The organism is Segatella copri (assembly GCF_019249795.2).
Classification (GTDB): domain Bacteria; phylum Bacteroidota; class Bacteroidia; order Bacteroidales; family Bacteroidaceae; genus Prevotella; species Prevotella copri_B.
Window position 1 is genome coordinate 19,185 of sequence record NZ_CP156892.1, and the last position, 25,016, is coordinate 44,200.

Annotated in this window: 28 protein-coding genes; 5 read left to right on the top strand and 23 right to left on the bottom strand. The window is 46.9% G+C overall.

Annotated features, from left to right (window positions below; genetic code table 11):
• Nucleotides 1-12: 12 nt before the first annotated feature.
• The 9 genes from wecB to KUA48_RS13085 all read right to left on the bottom strand — a co-directional run bounded on the left by wecB (nt 13) and on the right by KUA48_RS13085 (nt 6,874).
• Nucleotides 13-1,164 carry a non-hydrolyzing UDP-N-acetylglucosamine 2-epimerase gene (wecB, locus tag KUA48_RS13045; RefSeq protein ID WP_218433765.1) on the bottom strand — a complete coding sequence of 384 codons (1,152 nt, stop codon included), beginning with the start codon at nt 1,162-1,164 and terminating at the stop codon, nt 13-15.
• A gap of 89 nt (nt 1,165-1,253) precedes the next feature.
• Nucleotides 1,254-1,457: a hypothetical protein gene (locus KUA48_RS13050; RefSeq protein WP_118255925.1), complete on the bottom strand. Its 204-nt coding sequence runs from the start codon at nt 1,455-1,457 to the stop codon at nt 1,254-1,256.
• 693 nt (nt 1,458-2,150) lie between these two features.
• Nucleotides 2,151-2,300 carry a hypothetical protein gene (locus KUA48_RS13055; RefSeq protein ID WP_153101091.1) on the bottom strand — a complete coding sequence of 50 codons (150 nt, stop codon included), beginning with the start codon at nt 2,298-2,300 and terminating at the stop codon, nt 2,151-2,153.
• Nucleotides 2,301-2,621: 321 nt separating this feature from the next.
• Nucleotides 2,622-2,972: a DUF86 domain-containing protein gene (locus KUA48_RS13060; RefSeq protein ID WP_218433764.1), complete on the bottom strand. Its 351-nt coding sequence runs from the start codon at nt 2,970-2,972 to the stop codon at nt 2,622-2,624.
• Nucleotides 2,956-3,243: a nucleotidyltransferase family protein gene (locus tag KUA48_RS13065; RefSeq protein WP_228113218.1), complete on the bottom strand. Its 288-nt coding sequence runs from the start codon at nt 3,241-3,243 to the stop codon at nt 2,956-2,958. Before KUA48_RS13065 ends, KUA48_RS13060 begins: the two co-directional genes overlap by 17 nt.
• 414 nt (nt 3,244-3,657) lie before the next feature.
• The gene (locus KUA48_RS13070) at nt 3,658-3,921 is read right to left on the bottom strand and encodes a hypothetical protein (RefSeq protein WP_118079067.1); all 264 of its coding nucleotides are present in this window, start codon (nt 3,919-3,921) and stop codon (nt 3,658-3,660) included.
• 219 nt (nt 3,922-4,140) lie between these two features.
• Nucleotides 4,141-6,048 carry an IS66 family transposase gene (locus KUA48_RS13075; protein WP_218433790.1) on the bottom strand — a complete coding sequence of 636 codons (1,908 nt, stop codon included), beginning with the start codon at nt 6,046-6,048 and terminating at the stop codon, nt 4,141-4,143.
• Between the two features lie 60 nt (nt 6,049-6,108).
• A complete protein-coding gene (tnpB, locus tag KUA48_RS13080) occupies nt 6,109-6,456 on the bottom strand; it encodes an IS66 family insertion sequence element accessory protein TnpB (protein ID WP_256624524.1) in 348 nt (115 codons plus the stop codon).
• 1 nt (nt 6,457) lies between these two features.
• Complete coding sequence (locus KUA48_RS13085) at nt 6,458-6,874, bottom strand: hypothetical protein (RefSeq protein ID WP_119230129.1); 417 nt, start codon at nt 6,872-6,874, stop codon at nt 6,458-6,460.
• Nucleotides 6,875-7,111: 237 nt separating this feature from the next.
• Here KUA48_RS13085 and KUA48_RS13090 point away from each other — a divergent pair, with 237 nt between their 5' ends.
• The 5 genes from KUA48_RS13090 to KUA48_RS13110 all read left to right on the top strand — a co-directional run bounded on the left by KUA48_RS13090 (nt 7,112) and on the right by KUA48_RS13110 (nt 11,108).
• Nucleotides 7,112-9,385: a BT4734/BF3469 family protein gene (locus KUA48_RS13090; protein ID WP_194252841.1), complete on the top strand. Its 2,274-nt coding sequence runs from the start codon at nt 7,112-7,114 to the stop codon at nt 9,383-9,385.
• 101 nt (nt 9,386-9,486) lie between these two features.
• The gene (locus KUA48_RS13095; protein WP_117692838.1) at nt 9,487-9,696 is read left to right on the top strand and encodes a DUF4248 domain-containing protein; all 210 of its coding nucleotides are present in this window, start codon (nt 9,487-9,489) and stop codon (nt 9,694-9,696) included.
• Nucleotides 9,697-9,857: 161 nt separating this feature from the next.
• The gene (locus KUA48_RS13100; protein WP_153073358.1) at nt 9,858-10,379 is read left to right on the top strand and encodes a DNA-binding protein; all 522 of its coding nucleotides are present in this window, start codon (nt 9,858-9,860) and stop codon (nt 10,377-10,379) included.
• An 80-nt stretch (nt 10,380-10,459) separates the two neighbouring features.
• Nucleotides 10,460-10,972, top strand: a complete 513-nt coding sequence (locus KUA48_RS13105) for an N-acetylmuramoyl-L-alanine amidase (RefSeq protein WP_218431799.1) — start codon at nt 10,460-10,462, stop codon at nt 10,970-10,972.
• Between the two features lie 43 nt (nt 10,973-11,015).
• Nucleotides 11,016-11,108, top strand: coding sequence for a smalltalk protein (locus KUA48_RS13110; protein ID WP_153073356.1), 93 nt, complete (start codon nt 11,016-11,018; stop codon nt 11,106-11,108).
• Between the two features lie 37 nt (nt 11,109-11,145).
• Here the strand turns inward: KUA48_RS13110 and KUA48_RS13115 are convergent, their stop codons facing one another.
• From KUA48_RS13115 to pfkA, 14 genes are all read right to left on the bottom strand, one after another.
• Complete coding sequence (locus KUA48_RS13115; protein WP_220431512.1) at nt 11,146-11,862, bottom strand: tyrosine-protein phosphatase; 717 nt, start codon at nt 11,860-11,862, stop codon at nt 11,146-11,148.
• A gap of 26 nt (nt 11,863-11,888) precedes the next feature.
• A complete protein-coding gene (locus KUA48_RS13120) occupies nt 11,889-14,399 on the bottom strand; it encodes a GumC family protein (protein ID WP_371833716.1) in 2,511 nt (836 codons plus the stop codon).
• A 38-nt stretch (nt 14,400-14,437) separates the two neighbouring features.
• Nucleotides 14,438-15,229 (bottom strand): polysaccharide biosynthesis/export family protein, encoded by a 792-nt coding sequence (locus KUA48_RS13125; RefSeq protein ID WP_153079232.1) that lies wholly within the window; start codon nt 15,227-15,229, stop codon nt 14,438-14,440.
• A 6-nt stretch (nt 15,230-15,235) separates the two neighbouring features.
• Complete coding sequence (locus KUA48_RS13130) at nt 15,236-15,895, bottom strand: UpxY family transcription antiterminator (RefSeq protein WP_118079071.1); 660 nt, start codon at nt 15,893-15,895, stop codon at nt 15,236-15,238.
• Nucleotides 15,896-16,291: 396 nt separating this feature from the next.
• Nucleotides 16,292-17,266 carry a F0F1 ATP synthase subunit gamma gene (locus KUA48_RS13135; RefSeq protein ID WP_118151856.1) on the bottom strand — a complete coding sequence of 325 codons (975 nt, stop codon included), beginning with the start codon at nt 17,264-17,266 and terminating at the stop codon, nt 16,292-16,294.
• Nucleotides 17,267-17,272: 6 nt separating this feature from the next.
• Nucleotides 17,273-18,859 carry a F0F1 ATP synthase subunit alpha gene (atpA, locus tag KUA48_RS13140; RefSeq protein ID WP_118079073.1) on the bottom strand — a complete coding sequence of 529 codons (1,587 nt, stop codon included), beginning with the start codon at nt 18,857-18,859 and terminating at the stop codon, nt 17,273-17,275.
• Between the two features lie 22 nt (nt 18,860-18,881).
• On the bottom strand, nt 18,882-19,418 hold the full coding sequence (locus KUA48_RS13145) for a F0F1 ATP synthase subunit delta (protein ID WP_022121944.1): 537 nt from the start codon (nt 19,416-19,418) through the stop codon (nt 18,882-18,884).
• A gap of 8 nt (nt 19,419-19,426) precedes the next feature.
• Entirely contained in the window at nt 19,427-19,927 is a 501-nt protein-coding gene (atpF, locus tag KUA48_RS13150) for a F0F1 ATP synthase subunit B (protein ID WP_006846850.1), read from the bottom strand.
• A gap of 137 nt (nt 19,928-20,064) precedes the next feature.
• Entirely contained in the window at nt 20,065-20,304 is a 240-nt protein-coding gene (gene atpE, locus KUA48_RS13155; RefSeq protein WP_006846851.1) for an ATP synthase F0 subunit C, read from the bottom strand.
• Between the two features lie 80 nt (nt 20,305-20,384).
• The gene (locus tag KUA48_RS13160; RefSeq protein WP_119235926.1) at nt 20,385-21,494 is read right to left on the bottom strand and encodes a F0F1 ATP synthase subunit A; all 1,110 of its coding nucleotides are present in this window, start codon (nt 21,492-21,494) and stop codon (nt 20,385-20,387) included.
• A gap of 48 nt (nt 21,495-21,542) precedes the next feature.
• The gene (locus KUA48_RS13165; RefSeq protein ID WP_218431798.1) at nt 21,543-21,986 is read right to left on the bottom strand and encodes a hypothetical protein; all 444 of its coding nucleotides are present in this window, start codon (nt 21,984-21,986) and stop codon (nt 21,543-21,545) included.
• Nucleotides 21,987-22,022: 36 nt separating this feature from the next.
• The gene (gene atpC, locus KUA48_RS13170) at nt 22,023-22,262 is read right to left on the bottom strand and encodes an ATP synthase F1 subunit epsilon (protein ID WP_022121941.1); all 240 of its coding nucleotides are present in this window, start codon (nt 22,260-22,262) and stop codon (nt 22,023-22,025) included.
• A gap of 18 nt (nt 22,263-22,280) precedes the next feature.
• Nucleotides 22,281-23,807 carry a F0F1 ATP synthase subunit beta gene (gene atpD, locus KUA48_RS13175; protein ID WP_118201327.1) on the bottom strand — a complete coding sequence of 509 codons (1,527 nt, stop codon included), beginning with the start codon at nt 23,805-23,807 and terminating at the stop codon, nt 22,281-22,283.
• A 208-nt stretch (nt 23,808-24,015) separates the two neighbouring features.
• Entirely contained in the window at nt 24,016-24,993 is a 978-nt protein-coding gene (gene pfkA, locus KUA48_RS13180) for a 6-phosphofructokinase (protein WP_117692823.1), read from the bottom strand.
• Between the last annotated feature and the right edge of the window lie 23 nt (nt 24,994-25,016).

Here is a 25,016-nt window from a genome sequence, read left to right on the forward strand (position 1 = left end):
TATAGTCTTCTTTTATTTTTTCAATATTTCTACAATTCTCTCGCAAGCCTTACCGTCTCCGTATGGATTCACGGCCTTTGACATCTTTTCGTAAGCTTGCTCATCTTCCAACAAAGTACTAACCTCATTCATAATCTTCTGGTAGTCGGTACCAACAAGGTGAACAGTTCCACTTGCTAATGCTTCAGGACGCTCTGTAGTATCACGCATTACGAGAACTGGCTTACCTAATCCTGGAGCCTCTTCCTGGATGCCACCAGAATCTGTCAGTACGATAGTAGCTTTCTCCATCAGATATACAAACTCCAAATATTGCAATGGTTCGATAAAGAACATATTGCCCAAGTTACTCAAATCCTCACCGAATACCTCGTGGATTGGTTTTCTCACATTTGGGTTCAAGTGCATTGGATAAACGAAATCTACATCTGGATATTTGCTTTTCAAGTCCTTGATGGCAGTTACCATGTGAATAAAGCCCTCACCGAAGTTCTCACGGCGATGACCTGTTATCAGAACCAGCTTCTTACCATCAGCCAAACGATTAACATCATAACCTGCCTGCTTTAAAATCTCTTTCTGCTCCTTCGCCAAAGTCTCGTCGTTCTTCAACTTATTTACTACCATGTGAAGGGCATCAATCACCGTGTTGCCAGTTACATAAATATTACCTTGTGCCTTTTCTGCCTTCAAGTTACTTTCTGACAGAGGTGTTGGAGAGAAGTTGTAAGTTGCAATACGACCTGTAATCTGACGATTCATCTCCTCTGGCCATGGTGAGTAGATGTTATGTGTACGAAGTCCTGCCTCGACATGACCAACAGGAATCTGCTGATAGAATGCTGCAAGGGCTGCCGCCGTTGATGTTGTTGTATCGCCATGAACCAATACTACATCTGGCTTGCACTCCTTGAATACATCTCTCATTCCAGTCAATACACGGGCAGTGACATCATACAGGTCTTGTCCCTGCTTCATGATGTTGAGATCATAATCTGGTTTTACCTCAAATATATTCAATACTTGGTCGAGCATCTCTCTATGCTGACCTGTTACACAAACGATGGTCTCAAACCCATCATTATGCTTCTGAAACTCTTTTACCAATGGGCACATTTTTATTGCCTCTGGACGAGTTCCGAAGACTAACATTACTTTTATCATATAATATTATTGTTTATCATGAATAACAATTGATTCATACGTAATTTGGTACTAAACAAATGACAGAATCTACACCAATAGTAAAGATACTAATCCAATTCTTCAAAATTCAGTTTAAAAGCATTACTATCCATGACAGCTTTATAAAACTTAACATGTCTTAGATATTCATTGTCTCTAACTACCTGTTTAACTTCCTCTATCATAGTATCATCTGTCTTACAGCCAAAAAAGATTGAAGTCAAAGCTGCAGGATTAAACGAATAAACTTTATGCTCTTTTTTAAACAGCATTCTCTACCTCATCATTATTATAAGGCAAGCTGTGTCTTTTAGCGATTATATAATTGCATCCTGAGCCTCTTTCGGTGGGTCAGTTTCCGAAAGAGAACTGCAGGATGCGTTGTGGGTGATTATGTAGCGCCCAGACTACTAAGCTACTTCTCGTTTTATATATTATTTCGTTATTTCTAACTATACAATTGTTTCGTATCGGAAATGAAGGACATAGAGTCCTTACCAGATAAGAATCGTTTTTAGGGTATTCTTACCTGGATATTGATTGAGTAAAACTAATTTGAATTTGATATTATAAGAGTTTTTTCTACCTCTCCGTCTCTCCTGCAAAGAGATTTGTTCTAAAATCATCCCGTCCTTCTTTACCATTAAAGAAGGCTCCACCTCTCATCTCGGTCTTCTCCAATGGTCTTTACACCCCCTTCGGTTCCCCCGTTTGCGGGGGACAGAAACCTCAGGGAAGAAGAGGAAAACCGCCCTACTCGGTGCTCGAACCGCTACGCTATAAGGTTGGCGGACCATCAAAGGTCTCGCCAGGTTATGCGGGATGGGACCGCCAGGGATGGAATGGCGATTTGTGAGAGTTTAACATCTGACAGATGACTTTATTTCGTATGATGCTCGATGAAGCGATTAATCATTTTTGCAACAGTGACAGTTGACTGCCTGTAATGAGCTATCACCATAATATTAATGATTTCTCCATCCTCTTTGCTCTTTAATCTTTTCCATTGCCTGAGAATGAGATAGACCTCTTCCCGAACGACTTTCCTTAATGGCGTACTCTGAAGCCATTTCTAAAACTTCATGAGGCATTTCATTATAATTGAACGTTCTCATAATTCTAATATTTAGTACCTTACATGGTGCAAATATAAGGGAAATATCTGAAATAGCCAAGGTATTTCCGGTTTTTAACACATCGATGTCCCACAGATTTCACAGATGAACACAGATTTCTTTGCGGCCTGGGCGGCGGGGGATTTAAGAGGGTCACGCAGATTTCGCAGATGACGCAGATTTTTTTGACCTATTCGGTCAGATGACGCAGATTTTTCGACTCCCCTGTCCTCTTCCCCTTGTAGGGGACAGAAACCTAAAGGGCTGGCTGAGAGTGCTTACGCAATAAAATTGCGATTGTCTGTCGCCTGACGGAAAACTTTATTCTGGTTGTTCTTGCAGATATTTCTCTATCCAAGGCTTTAACTCTGGAATATCACATTCTATTGTATCCCAAAGACTTTCCGGATCTACAGTATAATAGCCATGCACTAATACATGACGCATCTTTTCTATAACACGCCAATCAACTTCCGGATGACTAGCCCTAAATTCCTTTGTCAGCATATAGACAGCCTCTCCTATTACCTCAACAAACTTCGTAAAGCCGTAAAAAACAAGCTTGCTGTTTTTAACGTCTTCTAAAGTATATTGAGATTTATACTCTTGAATTTCATTGATGGCTTCAAGAATATGTTCTAATCTGCCTCTATCTTTAACTTTTTCTCTCATAAATCAAGAACTTGTCGTTATTTACTGAGTCTAATGCAAAAGGTAAGAGGCGACTGGCTTCTACCATATCTACCTTACGATGAAGTAAATCTTCTAAATTGAGCATCATGGCAGCAATCTTCATCAATGATACTCGGGAGTTCTGGCGATCATACTCTACAAGAATATCGACATCACTATCCATACTCTCTTCGCCTCTTGAGCATGAACCAAAGAGCCAAGCCTTCTTGATGGGTTGGCTTCCAAAGAATTGCTGAATCTTTGGAATCATATTTTCAACATTCTTACTAATCATAATCGAGTACATTTTTATTGTTTACATGCTGCAAATATAAGGGAAATATCTGAAATAGCCAAGGAAATTCCGGATTTTAACAAATCGGAGGATTATCGATGTCCCACAGATTTGGCTTTCCCTTCGGCCGCCGATTTTCAATTCACAGATGAACACAGATTTTTTGACCTATTCGGTCAGATTTTCACAGACTTTTACAATCACTTCTTCTTGTTTGTATGTTTGGGTGGGTGTGAAGGGGGTGTATAAGAACTTTTGTATATACATCGTGCGCAAAAGATAAAGAGAAAGGGTATCAGATAGTTATGCCTTCTTTTTAACACACTTTTCACGCTAAAGTTCATTTACCCCCTTCACACTTCACGCTTTGTTTGCTAATCTAAAAATCGCTCATTTCGGCGACAAAGGTTCCAGCAACCCGTCAATCAGACGAAGCAGCTCGTCTCTGTGAGCCTCGCCAACCAACGACTCCATCCAACGTATCGCGCCCCAGTAGTCGTCGATGGAAACATCACGGTCCATCGCCTCCAGACTCTTGGTGTACGCATCAGACAGCCGGAACTCCTTGCGGATGGCTGACTTGGTGGAAGCCCAATGCTTCTCCTCCTCAGTAAGACCACCCTCAAAGCGGTCTTCCTTCAGTTCTTCACGCATAGCCCAGAACACGTTGTGGACTAAAAGATTAAAACACTTGTGGGCAGAAATCATGCCCGTCTGTAGTCGTAGGAATCCTTGATTCCCATGACTTCACTTTTGATTTTTTTGAAAAACATTTTAAATGTAACCATCTATATTTCCATACACCCTCTGAACCACCTTTATGTAAAGGCGATTCAAGAGATGTTAAAAATAAAAAATGATTGGATTTAACATTTATTTTTGCATAAAGCAAGGCAAAAGTGCCACTTTTTCTGCTGTACAAACAGGCTTGGCAGTAAGACGACTAACTAGCTCCTTGATGTAACACCCAGGAGATAACTTGTTCATATTACAGCTTTCTATGACAGAAAACATGAAGGCATAGTCAAGCGCAGAATCTTCACTGCCGATGTTCAGACAGTTTTTAAGATTCAGCTTGATGTGTCTCATCATTTGTTCTGCCAGGTTGTTAGACAACTCAAGGTTGCCATCCTGCAAAATGGTTTGCATTGCCGACCATTCAGTCTTGATATATTTAAGAGCCTTCTTTGTCAAAGCGCCCAAGCCTTTGTAATTCGATCTAGCAAATCGCTCAAACTTCTCTTTGATTCGGTCCATGATAGGCTTGCTCCTTTGAAGCCTTTCCACAAGAACCTGGTCGGCTGTTAAACCTGCCTTCTTGCAGTCATGCTCGATTCCAAATAGTCTACCTATCTCATCGATAAACCACATAGACAAGGAATGATTCTCTTCCAAGGACTCTACGAACTTTCGCCTTATATGTGTCAGGCATGCTGAACGATGTTGATCAGGATGAAGTTCATCATCGTCATACACCTTATATACTACATAACCGTCAGTAGTAAAGAAGCCGATAAAGTTGTCCAAGAACTGACGGATTGCCTTGAGGCCACGACTCCCATGCTCGTATATAAACCACACGAGCTTCTGAACATTAGCCTTGATTCCCCAAAAATAACGCTTCAAGTATTTACGGACACCTTCATCTGTCTTCACACCAACAAGACCTGAGGTCTCATCAATCATCCAATTGTGAGTCTTCTTGATAGTCGCCTCCCAGACATCTTTCATTTCCTTGCGGATATAAGAGATTATCTTATGTACGATGACTCCCAAGGTTTTCTCGTTCATATTCAATCCCATATGAGATAGCTTCTCTACAATTCTCGTAAATGGAGTATTGTAAGCGAAATGCTCGGTAAGAACATAAGTTATCAGTTCCAAGTCAAAGGAAACACCTTTAATCAAGCGGGTATTAGGACGAGTGACTCCACCTCCATGCCCAGGAACATAATAGCTTGCCACCTCGTAGAAATGCTCTTCGTAATGCTCAGGAATACGAATCAACTCACGATACCACCAAGTCTCCACTTCCCCATCGCGTTTCACAAAGTGTCCTCCTTCAGGAAGGGTAAAATACTCATGAAGCATATGATAGATAGGAGCAGTCGTATATGGCTTGTTCTTCTGATAATCTGTGCGAGTAGAACGCTTGTCCAATGCTTTTTTCTTCTTTTTTGCAGGAGTCTGGTCACCTGATGCAGAAGACGGAGTAGATGGAACGTCATCATTGGAATCTTCAGGCCAATCAGACTTTTCTTCTTCTCTCGTAACCTCTTTGCCAGACTTCAGCAAATTCTTTTGCTCAGCATTACGCTTGAACCGTTGGCGCTGGCGATAACGGGCCAGCCATTGTGCCTCCGATGCAGAGAGCGAAGACTTTTCAAGCATCGAAGTGAGCTTTGTAATCTTCTCATTCAAGGAAGCTATCAAGTTATCCGATGCCTTCTGGTGGTTGGCGCTATCCTTCATAATACGCTTTACATTTTCCAGGTTCTCCTCTCGCAGATGCTTAAGTTCCTCCTTATGGCGCTCAGCCTGTTCCTTCATCTGCTGCATATAGAAATCCTTCATATTGTCCTGCTGAGCCTTGAAGAACTGGCGATCCTCCTCACGCTGACGTTCGAAATCGGCACGCAAGGCTTGATCGTGAGCTATCAAATCTACCTGCCCACGATTCGCTGTTGCCATCTCATCCTTGAGACGAGCTATCTCAGCATAAGCAAAACGTAACTTCATTTCGTCATTCATGCCTACAAAGGTACTACTTTTTTCTGACATATGCAAGTTTTTTCGAATATTTTTTATAACTAAAATACTAATAATCAGATAGTTGAGCCATCAAACAACATCTTCTTTTATCTGCATTTTAGTGACTTGAACACCCTCTGTAAGCGTAACGAAGTCGCTCCAGCAAATTTTGTAGCAGGAACGCTGTTCGTCGAATACAGGCAAAAAGAATTTTTCATCATCCAAGCGGATTTTTGTCAATTCAAAGCGGCGGCGACCACGATAGAGAATCTTCATTGTACGAAGATTCTTCGACATAAATATAAAAACCGATTCCTCGATATAAGGATCAAGCCCCATTTGGCTACGAACTACTTCTGTGAGCGTATCGATATCCTTACGCATATCCATAGGACCAGAATAAAAATAGTACTTCTGTCTACTTGTAAAGGATATCATTTCAGCCAACTATTTTGTGCAACAAAGCTGTAATCTCATTTACACTTGTCTCGCAAAGTGACAACTCCATCCCATTGCTGAACGATATGTGCATCGAGACGATACTGTATGTCGGGATAGAAGGAGCAGCCACAGGCATGGTCGGTTCTTCTGGCTTGCAAGAGTCCACACTTGAAGAAGCTGAGTTGACACTTGCTGCCGACTCAATCTCCAAGGGAACAAGAGACTTGTCACCATTAGGAGAAGCTGCCAACTTAGACTTGCTATTCCAAAAACACTTACGATAGTATCGAAGCACATTAGGATAAACATAACTACTGTCATCACAAAATTGTTTGAGAGAACGACCACGACCATACATCTCGAACTCACGAATGATGGCTGCGTAATCAACTTTTGCTTTCTTCTTATTTTCCATTTGTTACCATTTTTTAATCGGCAGCAAAGGTAATACTTATTTTTTAGCGGGCAATATGGAGAAGTAGATGGTTACATTTTAAATAAATTTATGTTATGTTCCAAAATCGGAACTTTTTGATTTCAATGCCAAATTTTATGCTTAGCTTTGCAGCGGAATCTATATGATTCAATTTTAAAACAACTTATAATTATTTGCTTAAAAATGACAATAACAGAACAAAAACAAAGACAAGAAATGGTATTACCATCTTTCTTCTATGCTATCGCCTCCAGCGAAAGCAGACAACTCATCAGTCTTGATGAACTGCAGCGAATCATCACCCTCGACGCCATGACCCAGGCTCGTACCGAAGACTACCGCAAGAACATGCGCATCAGCAGCGAGCTCGCTCATCAAACCAAGGTGATGATGCCAGGCATCACTACCTCCGTGCTCATGGACGGACGGGGCAAGGAACTGCGCAACGTGGTGAAGACCACCCAGATGATTGCCGTGGATATCGACAAGATTCCTGCAGAAAAGATGAAGGAGGTCGTACAGAAGGCGGACGCCGACCCTCATACCATGATGAGGTTCATCACCGTGAGCCAACGGGGCCTGCGCATCATCTCCAGATACCTGCCCATAGATGACGACGAGGTGACCGCACTGGAACTTTTCGATGTGATCATACGCAAGGCGATGAGCTATTACAGTAAGTTGCTAGGCGTGCCTGCCGACGAGCAATGCGTAGACATCACCCGGATGTGCGGACTCGCACACGACCCTACCGCCTACTTCCATTGGGACGCAGAGGCTTTCGGCCTGGACACCCACGACCTGAAGGCGCTCTACACCAAGAAGGCCAACGAGGCGAAATATGCCAAACGTGCCAGCAAGCGCAAGCGAAACAGCCAGAAGATGGTGGCACTGGGCAAGGGGGTTCCCTCGATGGACGAGGCAGCGCAGCACATACTGAACCTACTCGACACGTGGGGCTACAAGTTTGAGAGCGGTGCCCACAACGAGTATGTGCTCCACTTCGGCAAGGTGTGCGTGCGCTATGGCATAGACAAGGAAGAGGCAATGACCTACGCCAAGAGCAACTTCAGTTCCGACTATCCCGATGCTGACAGCGTGATGAAATCATGCTACAAGCACACCGAGAAACTAGGCACCTGGCACTTCTACCGCAAAGGCGAGGGCTTCTCGGGTAAGCCGACCGTCAAGGTAATCAAGCAGTGGCTCTCGATGAGATACGAGTTCCACCACAATGAGGTGACGGGATTTCACGAGGTGCTGAGTCGCGATATAATCAAAGGCAAATACCATAAGTGGACCCGCATCGACGACAACATAGAGAACACCATCTGGACCCAGATGGACGAGATGGGACTCGAAGTGAGCGCCATCAAGCTGCACGCCATCATCAACAGTGACTTCAGCGAACCTTGGGATCCCTTCGACGAATATCTCAGGAGTCTGCCAAAATGGGACGGAAAGACCGACTACATCGACGAGCTTGCCAACCGGGTAACCATCAACTATTGCCCTGGCTACCACCACTCGCAGGAAGAGTTCAGATACTTCTTCAAGAAATGGCTCGTATCGATGGTGGTGGCATGGGTTTCACCGAGAGTGGTGAGCCAGACCATCCTGATATTCATCGGGAGGGGTGGCATCAACAAAACCACATTCTTCTATTATATCCTGCCACCATGCCTGCGCCAGTACTTCATCAACGAGTCAACCGCCAACTATACCGACAAGGACTTCATGGAGGCTTTCTCAAGCAAGGCACTGATATGCCTCGACGAGCTGGAGTCTACCTTCGGCAAGGGGCTGAGCGCCCTTAAGAGCAACGTCACCAAGCTGGTGTTCTCCATCCGCCGCCCCTACGACAAGTATCGTTCGGAACTGCTGCACCGTGGTGCCCTCTGTGGCACCAGCAACAGCATACAGATCATCACCGACGAGGAGAACCGCCGCTACTCGCCCTGGTTCGTAGACAACATCGAGAGTCCTAGGGAGACCCCCATCGACTACCAGCACGTCTATGCCCAGGCTGTAGCTCTGGGACAAGAGGTAACCAATCGGGTGAAGAACCAGGAAGAGGGATGGGTATACTGGCTCACCACCGTCGACATCGACGTGATGAGGGAGCACAACGGCATGTTCATGGTTTCCAACTTCATGGAAGACCAGATACTGCGCTTCTACAAGGTACCGAAATCAGACACCGCCCCTCAATATGTAAAGTTCCGCTATTCATCGGAAATCATGGAGCGCATAGGCGGAAGTCCCGCCCTGAGCCGCAACATGAGTCACCAGAATCTGAGCGCCGTGATGCAGCGACTGGGATTCAAGAAGGTACACCGCGCCAAAGGCAACGGATGGCTCGTGATAGAGAAGAATCCGGGAGAAATCAACACCGAGGCGATCTGCAGTCCAAACGAATGCGCAGAAACGTACCTGAAACCGTACAGAGCCGTAGCTACGGATAGCCAGAATGGTTCTGACCAACAGTAAACAACGTTCTGGCAAGTGCTAACCAGCATTGCCAGCAACGCTAAGTATCATCAAGAGAAACGCTAAGTATTATTACCGCGATTCATAAAAGTCAAAACTATATGAAAATCAAGATATACAAAAAATTCGAGCTTGCCAAGCTCTACTTTCCGGAGCAGTCGAAACACGTGGCACTTAACCACCTGATGCGAATGGTAAACCACTGCCCGCCTCTGCTTGAAGCCTTGCGAAGAGAGGGCTACGAACGGTTGGCGAAGACCTTCACCATGCGCCAGACGCTGCTCATCTATGAGTATCTGGGCGAGCCATAATACTGAGTTTTCCAGTTTTATGCCCCATCGTATCCCTATCTCACCCCTATCGTACAGAAGCCTCTTCTGAAAGTCGTATCTTTGCAACCGTAAACAAGAAACAAGCACTGCGCAGCGCTTTAATACATGAAACACGAACCATAAAACAATTTATTAGCCTTATGATTGAGTACGATTTAAAGAAGAACAACAACAAGAAGAATGAGAAGGCTTACGGCAAATACTACGCCAAGCCCCACATTAGTGAAACTGTAGATCTCGATGAGCTCGCCGACCACATGCATGGTCACAACTCTCCATTCTCAGCCGGGACCATCAAGGGCATCCTCATCGATGCCGTGACCCACATCAAGGAGCTCCTGCTCATGGGCAAGAATGTAAAGCTCGACAACCTCGCCATCTTCTACATCAGCATCAAGAACAAGATGGGTGCAGAGAACGCCGACGACTTCACCGTATCTAAGAACATCGAAGGAGTAAGAATGAAAGCCCGCGCCACGGGCGACTTCCGCTCTGTGAATCTCAACCTCGACGCCAACTTGAAGAAGTATGGTGCTAAGAAAAAGAAGTCTTCGACCACCACCGACACCGAAACAACTACGCCATCGGGAGATACAGGCAAGAGCGAATCTGGCTCTACCACTAACCCAGGCAGCGGTTCGGAAGGCGATGGACTTGAGTAACCGGGATAGCATATCCCCGTTATCTCTTAACGGGGATTGCAAATCCCCTTAACATGTTTTTTTAAATATATTGACCGAAAATGACACAAGATCGATTTCCGATGACGATTGGCGGCAAGGAGGTGCTCAATGAGCATCACCTGCTCGCCTACACAGAGAACGGCGAGATGATGGACTCACCTCTGAGCGTCCATTTTCTCGTAATCCATTGCTCGGCAACACGTGCCGACCGTAACTACACCGACAAGCAACTGATGCGCGACCACAAGAAGCGTGGATTCCGCACCGTGGGCTACCACTTCTATGTCCACAAGGACGGAAGCATCACGCAGTTCAGAAAGCTGCTGGAGGTGGGCTCACATGCCCGCCCATACAACCGCTGCTCCATCGGCATCTGCTACGAGGGCGGGCTGGATGACGAGGGGCGTCCTGCCGACACCCTTACCCGCGCCCAGTATGACGCAATGTGGAATCTGCTGCGCAAGCTCAAGATCACGTTCCCACAGGCTAAGATAGTGGGTCATCGTGACTTGCCGGGCACCACCCCGAAGGCATGCCCTTGCTTCGATGCAGCGAAAAAATTTCCACTTTAATGCTTAATGTTGAATGTTGAATGTTGAATTTTTAATTTGAACTATGAAGAAAGAAACCATCAAGAAGGTGATCAATTTCATCATCACCGTACTTACCGCCGTAGCTAGCGCATTCTGCGTACAGAGCTGCCAGTAAATTCCCAGTAATCAAACCTTAACCTTAAGTTCTAATTCTACCAGTATTGCCTGAAGATGCCGAGGCGGTGCATGTCGGAGCCCACCATGTCGTACATATCGTGCTTCATGAGCCACTTGCATCGTTTCTGCACCTTCTTGCCATACTGCCCATCTATCGAGAACGCATTTCGCTGAAACTTGATGCCCATCAACTTGAGCTTCTCGTAATCGCGCTTCTCCATATAGAGGTAGCGCTCAGGATGGGCAAGCACGGGCGTGTAGCCCTTGTTCTTGATGCGCTCCAGGAGGGCATGAAAATTCATCGGGGCAGAGAAGATGCTCGTCTCCACCAACAGGAGCTTGCCATCCTCGCCCAGCGGCAACAGGTCGTTTGCCTTCAGGCGCTTTTCGAAGAGCGCATCTAGCATATTTTCGGCTGCGAGATGCAGCCGGAGCATTTTTCTGTCAGCAGGGTTTCGCTCGGCGAAGTCCTGCTGATATTGTTTCTGGAAGTCGGCAAATACTTGGCGCAAATGGGTGGTCTCGTTGGGTACGTCTTCCATAATATGAGGCGTAAGCCAGACATCCCTCATGCCTGCGCCTTCGTAAAAGCACAACATTTCCAACGACTTCTTTACCTCTTGAAATCCGTCGTCCACGCCGGGCAGGATGTGGCAGTGCCAGTCGATGCCGCCGGGGAGTCTCTCTGATGGTGCTTTCTTGCTTGCCGTCGGATTGCAAATCCAACGGAACGCCTCACGGAATATATACATATTTTTCTATTCTTTCATCCAATTTTCTACTTTCCTATTTTTGCACCCCCATTCTTGTCGGAGCCGTAGTGGTAGCCGTAGCCATAGCCATAGTGGTAGCCATAGCGATAGTAGTGGCCGTAGCGGCCGCCCTGAGCCTTGGTTCCGTTCAGAATGAGCGACATATTCTTGAATTTCTTGTCCTTGTAGAACTGCTCGATGTCGCCCAGCATGCTGCGCTCCATCAAGCCGCTGCGAACCACGAAGATGGTGCGGTCGGCATATTTCTCGATAATCTGGGTATCGGCTACAATCTCTACAGGAGGACAGTCGATGAAGATATAGTCATACTCCTTACGGAGCTGATTGATAAGCGATTCCAAACGTTCGCTGAAGAGAAGCTCCGTTGGGTTTGGAGGCATGGTACCGATAGGCAGGATGTCGAAATCCTTCACCAGTCCGTTCTCCTCACCATGGCAGATGATGCCCTTCAGGTCGTCGGTTCTGCCATTGAGGTAATCACTCAAGCCCTCGGCAGGATTGCCTACGAGCATAGAGGTGGAACCATGGCGGAGGTCACCGTCGATGACGAGCACCTTCTTCTCCTTGATAGCGAGCGACATGGCGATGTTGGTAGCCAGATAGCTCTTGCCGGAACCCGGATTAAAGGAAGTGATGACGATGACGTTCTTTTCAGGATGCGCTCCGATGGTGAACTCGAAGTTGGTACGCAATACGCGGAATGCCTCGTTCACGATGTCGCGCTTGCCAGCCTTCACCACAATCTGACGCACCTCCTTCGGCTTCTTCCAGAACAGAATGAGCTGCTTCAGGGTTGGACGATTCTTGCGGCTGATATAGAACGGAATCTCGCCCAGGAATGGGATGGTTACGTTCTTCAGATCCTTGCGGCCACGCACGGTGGTGTTCATGTTTTCACGCACGAAGATGATGACCACAGGGATGAGGAAGCCCAGTGCGAATGCCACCAGCAGGATGTTGCGGCGCACAGGAGCCACAGGCAGGTTGCTGCCTGTAGGAGGAGTGATAACACGGGTGTTATAGGCGGTAAAAGCCTTGGAGAGCTCGTTTTCCTCACGCTTCTGGAGGAGGAAGAGATAGAGCGCCTCCTTTACCTTCTGCTGACGGCCTACGGTCTGCAGATACTTAGCCTGGTTAGGGTTGCTGGCAATCTGCGAGGTGGTATGCGCCTCGTTAGCCTGCAGGGTGCCCAGCTGGGTGCGGAGGGTTACCACGAAGTTGTCGATACTTGCCGTAATACTTCTGCGCATGGCATTCAGGTTCTGGTCGTAATCGGCAACCAATGGGTTCTGTTCGCTGGAGTTTGCCACAATGTTGTTGCGCTCCAACAGGGTCTTATTGTATTCAGCAATCTGCTGTTCGATGCCCGGACTGTCGATACCGGTATTGGATGGCAACACCTGGTTCTTGCTCACTCTGCCTACGAGACTGCTGCGGATATACTGTGCGATGGAGAGGCGTGAGTTGAGATCCATGATCTGCTTGCTCAAATCGCTGCTCTTCTGCATATACTGCTGAGCTGCAGTCTCTACATCAGGCAACAGGTTGGCACTCTTGAAGGAAGAGATATCCTTATCCACATCGCCCAGCTCATGCTCGATAACGCCGAGGCGCTCGGTGATGAAACGGGAGGTGGAAACGGTCATCTGGTTCTTGTCGTCGAGCCAGTTCTTGCGGTATACGGCGATGATGGTGTTGAGGATATCCTCGGCACGCTTGGTCTGTACATCCGTATAGGTAAGATTTACGATAGTAGTCTTCTCCTCGTTCAATCCCACCGTGAGCGAGCCCAAGATGCGATTGGTCATGGAATAGAGGTCGGTATGGCTTACGTAGAGTGCCGGTGCATCGCCACCCTTGATAAAGGCAGCGTATGACGGTGCAGCCTCCAGCTTCACCTTACCCAATGGAGTCTGAACCAGTTTGCCCAACTTACCTGTGACGGTCTTGTTGGTCTCCACAGGAGTTCCATTAGAAGAGGTACCCTTGAAATCAGTGAGTTCAAACTTATCTCCGCCCTTCAGGTAAACGGTCATCGAACCATAGTGTTCTTCGCCGATGGTGAGGAACTGCACGGTGACAGGGAGGTCGTTGCCATAGAGCACATTGCGGTGGAATCGTCCGTCAACAGCGTAATCTACATTGAGTTTCAGCTGCTTTCCTACTTCCAGAAGAACGGAAGGCGACTTGATGGCAATGAGTTCGTTATTAACGTTCGACTTGGTGCCTCCCAATCCCATATCAGAGAACATCGACTCCACATCATTATTGATGGAACTACCTTTGCTTTCATCCTTGATAAGCAGGGAAGCCGTGCGCTGGTATACATTCGGTGTAGAGAGCAGATAATAGCCGGCTGCTCCCATCGTAACGAACAGGGAGAGCACGAACCATTTCCATCTGGCTAAACAGAGATAAAAGAGGTCTTGCAGGCGGAGGAAATCATCCCCCTGGTTGCGGCGAAGCATCGGATTTGGAGCACCCTGATTATTCGCCGGATTTGAATTCTGTATCATCTATAATTTATAAACTATAAACTATTAATTATCAATTATTAATTAACCTTGAGGAAGGTGAGGATGGCAACGGCGAGTGAAGATACGCTCAGCCAGAAGCCCGTAGACTGGATGGTGTTTCCATTGACGGTAGAAGTACGCTTCTTGGTATCGTTAGGCGAAACATACACCACGTCGTTCTGCTGCAGGTAATATACAGGCGAGCTGAACACATCCTTGCCCGAGCAGAGGTTGATCTTATAAATCTTCTGATGGCCGTTTTCCTGACGAAGCACCATCACGTCGTCGCGCACACCGGTGATGGTCAGGTCGCCGGCATTGCTGATGGCATCGAGGATGGTAACCTTCTCGTCTTCGATGGCAAACTGTCCAGGATGGTTTACCTCTCCCATCACGGAGTAATGGAGATTGCTCAAGCCCACGGTAACCACAGGGTCCTTGACCAGGCTTGCGTCTATCAACGCTTTCTTGATTTTCTCAGCCACCTGCTCACGCGACAGGTTTGCCACATGAACGGTTCCCAACACAGGGAAATCGATATTGCCCTTGCTGTCTACCGTATAATAATAGGCATCCTTGGCGACGGTCGACGTGGTGGCGGTTCCCGTAAGGTTGAAGAGCTGTGAGATCTGTGGATCCTTGCTCTTCACGCCGATGTAGAGTTTATCTGTTGGCTTGGCGGTGATCACCGCACTTTTCAGATTGATTAGCGTGTCAGGATTTTGGTTAAAATCCTGGAAATAAGCTATTTGTTGTGGGGCTCCACAAGCTGACAGGACAAGAAGTCCCGTACAAAAAGCTCCAGAAAGCAATGAATTACGATATTTCATATGATTTTATATTTTTTCTAGAAAACATCTTGGTATATAGGTGGTGGCGACAGCACAGACCCCGTCTATCGACACGATGAGGCGATGGTCGCCATTGATGCGCTTGATTTCGCCCTCCAGACCTTTGAACCTGCCGTCGATGACCCTGACACGTTCACCTTTCTTCCAGTTGAAGGCTCCATCCTCGAAATATTCCAGCCCCTCCTGATCGCCCGACGATACCATCATGAACATCTGCATCTGTCGCTTGGGAATGGCGATGGGCTGTGGGTCGAAGTCCACCAGCTGGCGATATAGCCTTGCCTTGCCACACAGTTCCCGCTCCAGGCATAGCGCCTGTCGCTTGTTGCTGCGCATGAAGAAAAGCGAGGGTATGAGTGGGCGCTCCACCACAATCTTCTTGCCTTGGCTGTTTACATGTCTCTCTTTTACGAAAGGGGCGTAATATTCCATCACATCGCCCATCATGTCTTCGGGGAATGTGTTTTTCATCTGGTCAGGATCCTTAAGCGCGTTGTTGAACAGGTTGAACAAGTCTCGGCAAAGCGCCACTTTGTTCATGAACACGCGCATGGCATACCATGATGCCTCTGTCTCGGCTGGTTCGCCAAGAGTCTCGGCTTGTATGCTTAGAGAATGATTGATATCTTTTATTGAATTGTCCATTCTTTCATTTTAAGTATTCTTATACAGACACATTTTCTCTTCCCCCTTATGTCGAAACGAGTCGTCACAAGCAGCAAGGAGATTGAGACAGTATACTTCTCATAAAGCTTCTGTCGTTCGGAGCAACCCTGATCCAGGCGATGCTGTACCCGCAATCCCATTTGGGTAACTAAGCCTCATATTTTCTGGTTTAGTTCTCAAATGCGCCGCAAAGTTAACAAAAAAAAAAAAAATGAAAGAATGTTAGCGCAATTTTAGATAAAATTAGTTTTTTGAGCCACTTTCTTAATATTAGTTAATTTCACTATTTTATTTGCATACAAAACATAAAATCGGGGTAAATCTCTTTCAATAAGTGATTTACCCCGATTAAACATTATACAGATGGAAGGAAACTTAGTTGTTTACGCTACCTCCCACAATATCAAGCAATTCATTGGTAATGGCCTGTTGACGACTCTTGTTGTACTGCAAGTTGAGTTCGCGCAAGAGTTCATCGGCATTATCCGTAGCGGTCTGCATGGCCACCATTCTGGCAGCATGCTCACTCGCCTGGCTATCCAGCAACGCTGTATAAATCATCAGACGAAGCTGCTTAGGAATCAAGACTCCCAAAACAGTCTCCAAGTCTGGCTCTACAATGAAGTCATCATTCAGAGGTTTTGCCTCAGAACTCTGGCGTCCGTCAGCTTCAGCCTGCTTTTGGCGCAGATATTCCTGAGCCTTTGCCGTAGCCACATTAGAGGTAAGGTCACGATCGTTATCCACTCCTATCGCCTCAGTGCTGAGGTCAATAGGCAAGAAAGTCTTGCGGGTCAGAATCTGTGAACCGGCACTCTTAAAGTGATGATAAATCATCTCCACCTTATCGAGCTCACCAGCAGCATACTGCCTGGCAAGTGAATAGGCGATATCTGCACAGGCGCTGGCACGAGGATGATCGGCAAGATCATTAAAGTTACCGCCAATCTTCAAACCCAGTTTCTGTGCCTTCTCTGCCACTTTTCGTCCGATAGGATATACCGTGATGTCGTCAATGCCTTGAGCCTTATACTCGTCCACCGCATGCATCATCATCTTGATAACGTTGGAATTGAATCCACCACACAAGCTGCTGTTAGAACTGTATACCACAAGAGCTACACGCTTGGTCTCCTTGTGCTCCAACTGCAACGGATGGTCGACATTCGGAGTACTTACCAGGAAACTCTTGAGGATATGTTCCAACATATTTCCATAAGGCAGCATATTCTGGATAGCTACCTGAGCATGATGCAACTTACTGGAAGCCACCATCTTCATCGCACTCGTAATCTTACGGGTACTGTTAACGCTGGCTATGCGAGTTTTAATCTCTTTTAATGACGGCATAGGCTATTACGCTTTATATTGTCCTGCAACATTAGCCATGGTCTCCTCGACTGCCTTAATGGCATCATCGGTGAGTTTACCATCGCCCAAAGTCTCAATCACATCAGCGTGCTGGCTGCGCATTGCATCGAGGAACAGATCCTGACAGTCGCGAACCTTATCCATTGGCACGTCGTGCATCAATCCGTGAACACCACAATAGAGAATAGCTACCTGCTCGCCTACCGGCATTGGACGGTACTGAGGCTGAACCAGCAACTGGTCGTTTTTACGGCCACGGTCCAGAGTCATCGCTGTTACGGCATCCATATCGCTAGAGAACTTAGAGAAGGCCTCCAGCTCACGATACTGAGCCATATCAATCTTCAGTGTACCAGCCACCTTCTTCATACTCTTAATCTGGGCAGAACCACCTACACGGGATACGGAGATACCTACGTTGATAGCTGGACGGAAGCCCTGGTTGAAGAGGTCGGTCTCAAGGAAGATCTGACCGTCGGTGATGGAAATCACGTTGGTTGGGATGTATGCTGATACGTCACCTGCCTGTGTTTCGATGATAGGAAGGGCTGTCAAAGAACCACCACCCTTTACGTGACCCTTCATGCACTCTGGAAGGTCGTTCATCTGCTCGGCTACCTCCTGCTGGTCGTTGATACGAGCGGCACGCTCCAACAGACGAGAGTGGAGATAGAAGACATCACCAGGGTAAGCCTCACGTCCGGATGGACGGCGGAGGATCAGAGATACCTCACGGTAAGCCACAGCCTGCTTACTCAAGTCATCGTATACGACGAGAGCTGAGTAACCGCGATCGCGGAAGTACTCACCGATAGCTGCACCGGCAAATGGTGCGTAATACTGCATGGCTGCAGGATCGGCAGCGGTAGCACTTACGATGATGGTATATGGCAGAGCGCCATGCTCCTTGAGGTTCTGTACCAATGCTGCAACGGTAGATGCTTTCTGACCGATAGCTACATAGATACAATATACTGGCTTGCCAGCCTCATAGAAACTCTTCTGGTTGATGATGGTATCCACTGCGATGGCAGTCTTACCGGTCTGACGGTCACCGATGATCAACTCACGCTGTCCACGACCGATAGGAATCATAGAGTCTACCGCCTTCAAACCAGTCTGAAGAGGTTCCTTTACTGGCTGACGATAGATTACACCAGGTGCCTTACGATCCAAAGGCATCTCGAAAGAATCGGTGAGGTCGATGTCACCCAGACCATCAATAGCCTGACCCAGAGGGTTTACGACACGTCCGAGGAAGTTGTCGTTTACGCGGATAGAAGCAATACGGTGTGTACGCTTCACGCTCTGTCCCTCCTTGATGCCAGCTGTAGGACCTAAGAGGACACAACCTACATTGTCTTCCTCCAAGTTCATGACGATAGCCATGGTTCCGTTCTCAAACTCAAGAAGTTCATTAGCCTCGGCATTACGCAGACCATAGATACGCGCCACGCCATCGCTGACGGTAAGCACGGTACCCACCTCGTCAAACTGCTGAGAGCCATTAACCTCCTGGAGCTGCTGCTGAAGAACCTCAGACACCTCACTTGGTTTAATTTTATCTGACATTGTTTATTTACTTTAATTATTTTTACTTTTTGAGCTGTGTCAGAATGTTGTTGAGCTTAGTCTTTACGCTCGCATCCATTCTGTAAGTATCATACTCAAGGATGAAACCACCAATCAGTTCAGGGTTCACCTCGGTCTTGAACTCCACAGTACCTTTCGTTCTCTGCTCCACCATCTTGCGCATCTTATCCTCAGTAGAGGCGTCAACGGCAGTGGCGGTGATCAGCTTACCGCGGATGATGTTCTTCTGTTTCCTGTAAAGAGTGATATACGAAGCAGCCATGAATTGCAGGGTGCTCTCCCTATCCTCTTTCAAGACGAGAGCGATAAACTTCTTGCTCAGTTCCGTAGGCTCTTTGCCCAAGGCTGTGATGAGAAGTGCCTCTTTCTTGTCTTTGGAAAGCATAGGGTTGTCTATCGTAAATCTCAGTTCAGGCACGTCGATGTAGCTCTTAAAGAGCGTCTGCATCTCCTGGTAGACCTGATCTTCGAGCTTCATGCCGAGTGCAGCCTTGATGAGGGCACGGGCATAACGCACCGATATTACACCTATATCCATAAGCTTTACTATTTGTTGTCAGAAGAAACCTCGTCCAGCAGTCGATTTATCATATCCATCTGTGCCTTGTCATCAGAGAGCTTAGCCTTGAGCACCTTCTCTGCAATCTGAACAGAGAGTTCGGCTACCTGGCCTCGGATTTCACGAATGGCGTTCTGCTTCTCGGTCTCAATCTGCTTCTTGGCATCAGAGAGGAGACGTGCGCCTTCTTCGCGTGCTTTATCCTGTGCTTTCTCTACAATGGCATCGCGGGTTTCGGCAGCCTCCTTGAGGAGGGCAGCCTGCTTCTCGCGAGCTTCCTGCAAGATGGATTCACCTTCTTTTTGGATATTGGCAAGCTTCTCGTTGGCTTCGTGAGCCTTCTTCAGACTATCATCGATGAAAGCCTTGCGCTCGTTCACCATCTTAATGATGGCTGGGAATCCAGCCTTCCAAAGAATGATGAAGACGATGATGAAGACCAGCGTCATCCAGAAGAGCAAACCGCTATCAGGAATTAATAAATCCATATATACTGGTTAAAGTTTTACTTAAACGTTTTTTTAAAACTAACTCTAGAATCATCTCTATCATGCCCCGGAAAGACATCAGGCTGATGCCTGAGACTTCCTTTTATCGGGGCAGATGATAGTGACAGATGAGATGATTACATAACGATTGCCAGGATGGCGATGATGACAGCGAAGAACGCAACACCCTCAACCAACGCAGCTGCGATAATCATAGAAGAACGGAGGTCGCCCATCTTCTCTGGCTGACGAGCCATAGCGTCCATAGCCTGGCCACCAATGCGACCGATACCAATACCTGCGCCAATAGCGGCCAAACCTGCACCTACTGCGGCACCCAACTTTGCAATCTCTGCTGCTAATAAAAGTGATAACATAATCTTAATAATTTAAGTTGTTAATATTTTCTTTGTTTATTATCTGAATGAAATTAGATCCGTAATCTATAATCTATAAACTACTTCACTACCTCTGGCTCAGCCTCATGAGACTTTACATGAGCCAGCGAGATGAATACTGCACTCAGCATGGTGAATACCAATGCTTGAATGTAGCTTACCAATACTTCGAGGAGCATCATAAAGGCGCTCATCGCAACACTTACTATTGTCATACCCGTACCTGCCACATAGTTGGCGATAGCATTCTCACTGATGTTGAACATGATGAAAATGATAGCCGCAAACGAAAGTGCGATGGCGTGACCCGCCATCATGTTGGCGAAGAGTCGGATAATCAGAGCCAGCGGTTTCGTAAAGATTCCGAAGAGCTCGATGAATGGCATCAGTGGCACTGGCACCTTCAACCACGTTGGTACCTCCGGCCAGAAGATTTCCTTCCAGTATTCCTTGGTACCGGTGAAGTTGGTAATCAGGAATGTCGTTACACCGAAGAATACGGTGCAGGCGATATTACCCGTCAGGTTACCACCACCTGGAGGGAATGGTACGATACCCATGATGTTCGCCACGAAGATAAAGAAGAAGCAAGTAAGCAACCATGGTGCGTACTTTGGGGCTTCCTTACCCAGGGTGGCCTCTATTACATCGGTATATACCGACATGATGAACATGTGCATCAGTCCCACAAAACCCTTTGGTGCAGGATCATCCACCTTGTGCTTCCTGCACCAGCGGGCTGGTATCAGGACACAGAGCAACAGGATGATAGCATCGATGAAGAGCACGCAAACGGTCTTCGTGATGGAGATGTCAAGCGGACGAACCTCCTGGTCTCCCACCTTCTCTACTATCTTGTTGGGATTCGCCTGCGCATCAGCGTTCTTGATCACCAGATTATAAGGGCCCGGACGGTCTCCATTGGCATCCTTCTCTTCCGAGAATTCGCTGCTGCAGAACACGTGCCAGCCCGAAGTGGTGTTAACGATGATTGGCAGATGAATCACTACGGGATGGTCTCCCACCTTGGTGATATGCCATTCATAAGAATCCTTGATATGACCCCACAATATCTCTTTCACATCGATGTTCTCCTTAGCCGATACCTGCAGAGGTGCCAGCGTGAAGAGCAGCATCGCCATCAAGAGGAATTGCTTGAGATGTTTCATATTCTTTAATTCTTACTTTTGTTTATTAATTATTTGTTTCAGAACCGCTTATGAAAGACGGTTCTTTTTCTCTACCCGAGCGAAGTAGATGCAGTCGAACACGAGAAGTACGACATAGAAAAGGGCAAAGATTGCGGTAAAACCCAGAATGTTCTGCTTGTCGCATACCAACACATAGATGAGGAATACCAATGTACCGGCCATCAGTTTCAAGACCAATGCCGCCAGATAGAACTTGGCGAGATTGGCTGGCGATGACTTTGCAACAGCCTTCCATGCTTCACCATAAGCAGTACTTGCAGCGAGTGAGAATATCGCACTCACTACCAGCGGGTTAACAACCTGGGCTATCATATCATCGCATTGAGCAGACAATCTGCAGGCAAAGAGCACGGCAAGAGCCACTGCTGCTGTAAGCCACAAAGAAATCTGCTTATACCTGATACTCGCCTGTCTGATAGTCTGCAAGCGCAACTTTTCGTCTTTTTCCATTATCTAATAATTAATCACTAAAAATTAATCACTTATCTAAACTTCTACGCAAAGGCTTACTTCGTTTTTCTTACATTCCACGAATCCGCCCTTGATGTTCATTACCTGCTTGCCTTCCTTGGTAGTGTATTCCACCTTGCCCACTTCGAGCGAAGAGATGATAGGCGCGTGATCCTTGAGAATCTCGAACGAGCCGAGGGTTCCCGGAACCAGTACGCTCTCTACCTCACCCTGGAAGACTACTTTCTCAGGAGATACTATCTTTAGCTGTAACATAAGCCGTGGATTTAAAGATTACGCCTGTGCTGCTGCGAGCAACTGCTTAGCCTTCTCCTTGGCATCCTCGATAGTACCTACGTTGAGGAATGCCTGCTCTGGCAGGTCATCTACCTCACCGTCGAGGATGGCGTTGAAGCCCTTGATAGTCTCTTCGATAGGAACCATCACACCCTTCAAACCGGTAAACTGCTCTGCTACGGTGAATGGCTGGCTCAGGAAACGCTGTACACGGCGTGCACGGTTCACGGTCAACTTATCCTCATCAGAGAGCTCATCCATACCGAGGATGGCGATGATATCCTGCAACTCGTTATAACGCTGCAACAACTGCTTTACTCGCTGTGCACAATCGTAGTGCGCCTTGCCCACAATCAGCGGGTCGAGGATACGAGAGGTAGAACCCAGCGGGTCTACGGCAGGATAGATACCGAGAGATGCAATCTTACGGGAAAGCTCAGTGGTAGCATCCAGGTGAGTAAAGGTGGTAGCTGGAGCAGGGTCGGTCAAGTCATCGGCAGGCACATAAACGGCCTGTACAGAGGTAATGGAACCATTCTTGGTAGAAGTGATTCGCTCCTGCATGGCACCCATCTCAGAAGCCAGCGTTGGCTGATAACCTACGGCTGATGGCATACGACCCAACAGCGCAGACACCTCAGAACCAGCCTGGGTGAAACGGAAGATGTTATCAATGAAGAACATGATATCCGCTGCCTCACCATTCTTACCTCCGTGATCACGGAACTCCTCAGCTACGGTCAAACCAGAGAGAGCTACAGAAGCACGTGCCCCAGGTGGCTCATTCATCTGACCATATACCAGGGTAGCCTGACTCTTGGCAAGTTCCTCAGGATCGACAAGTGAGAGATCCCACTTACCTTCTTCCATCGCTTTACGGAACTTCTCGCCATACTTGATAACACCAGACTCGAGCATGTCTCGAATCAAGTCGTTACCCTCACGGGTACGCTCACCTACTCCGGCAAATACAGAGTAGCCGTTGTGTCCCTTGGCAATGTTGTTGATCAACTCCATGATAAGCACCGTCTTACCTACACCGGCACCACCGAAAAGACCAATCTTACCACCCTTCATGTAAGGCTCAAGCAGGTCGATCACCTTAATACCGGTAGCAAGCATCTCCTTGTGAGTAGAAAGTTCGTCAAACTTTGGAGCCTCACGGTGGATAGGATAAGCACCCTTCATGTCCAATTCATTCATACCATCAATAGGCTGTCCGATGACATTCATCATACGGCCCTTGATTTGCTCTCCGGCTGGCATCTGGATTGGGTTACCTGTAGAGATAACCTCCAAGCCGCGCTGCAAACCGTCAGTATTATCCATAGCGACACAGCGAACTGTATCCTCACCGATGTGCTGCTGCACCTCGATGACAAGTTCGCGTCCGTCTGGACGTTTTACCTTCAGAGCTTCATAAATTTTAGGAAGCACCTTCTCTGGATTCTCGCCCTTTGTATCGAAGTAAACATCGATAACAGGACCGATAATCTGAGAGATACGTCCGTTAATTTGTGACATAAGCTTATTAGTTTAAAAGTTATATATATTTATATTATTCTTGACTGCAAAAGTAACAACAATTTATGGAAACCACAAATTAATTTAAAGTTTTATTCGGCTTTTATACCTAATTAAACCATTTTTAGTTCCCTTTAAACCATTTTCCTATGCAAAAGCAAGAAGTCAGGAGTTCAAACTCCTCTCTTCTTACCCTTATCTCTATAAATTAGATACTCAACTCGTCCAAAACCTTGATCAGTTTACGGTCGAATGGCTTATCTGAGCGGATAGCTTCAGAAAGCGGAACGTATACTACCTCGTTATTGCGTACACCAATCATCACATTGCGCTGTCCCTGCATGATAGCCTCGATGGCACCACAACCGGTACGGCTCGCAAGAATACGATCACGGGCTGACGGACGGCCGCCACGCTGCAAGTGACCCAGGATAGATACACGTACATCAAACTCAGGGAACTCCTTGCGCACACGGTCGGCATAATAAAGAGCACCGCACTTAGGACTCTCTGACACGATGACGATACAACTTTTCTTAGACTTACGGATACCACGCTCCATGAATTGAGCCAACTGGTCTACGTCGGTAGAATCTTCTGGAATGATAGCTGCCTCTGCTCCACTGGCGATAGCTGAATTCTGCGCCAGGAAACCGGCATCACGGCCCATCACCTCGATAAAGAAGATACGCTCGTGGCTCTGCGCAGTATCACGGATGCGGTCTACACATTCTACGATGGTATTCATCGTAGTATCATAACCGATTGTATTGTCTGTACCATAAAGGTCATTATCAATTGTTCCTGGCAATCCGATGCAGCATACATCAAACTCACGTGCGAAATTCATCGCACCTGTCAGCGAACCGTTACCGCCAATCACGACAAGCGCATCTATTTCCTCTTTCTGAATCGTTTCAAATGCCTTCTGACGACCTTCTTCGGTCATGAATTCCTTAGAACGGGCTGTCTTCAGCATCGTACCACCTGTGCCGATGATACCGCTTACATTCTCTGTAGAAAAGGTTTTAATTTCATCATTGATGAGACCATCGTAACCACGATAGATACCTTTCACAGTGAAACCGTTGTAGATAGCCGAACGGGTAACCGCACGGATAGCAGCATTCATACCTGGAGCATCTCCTCCAGATGTTAAAATTCCAATAGTCTTAATCTTTGCCATAACTATACCTTATTATATTATAT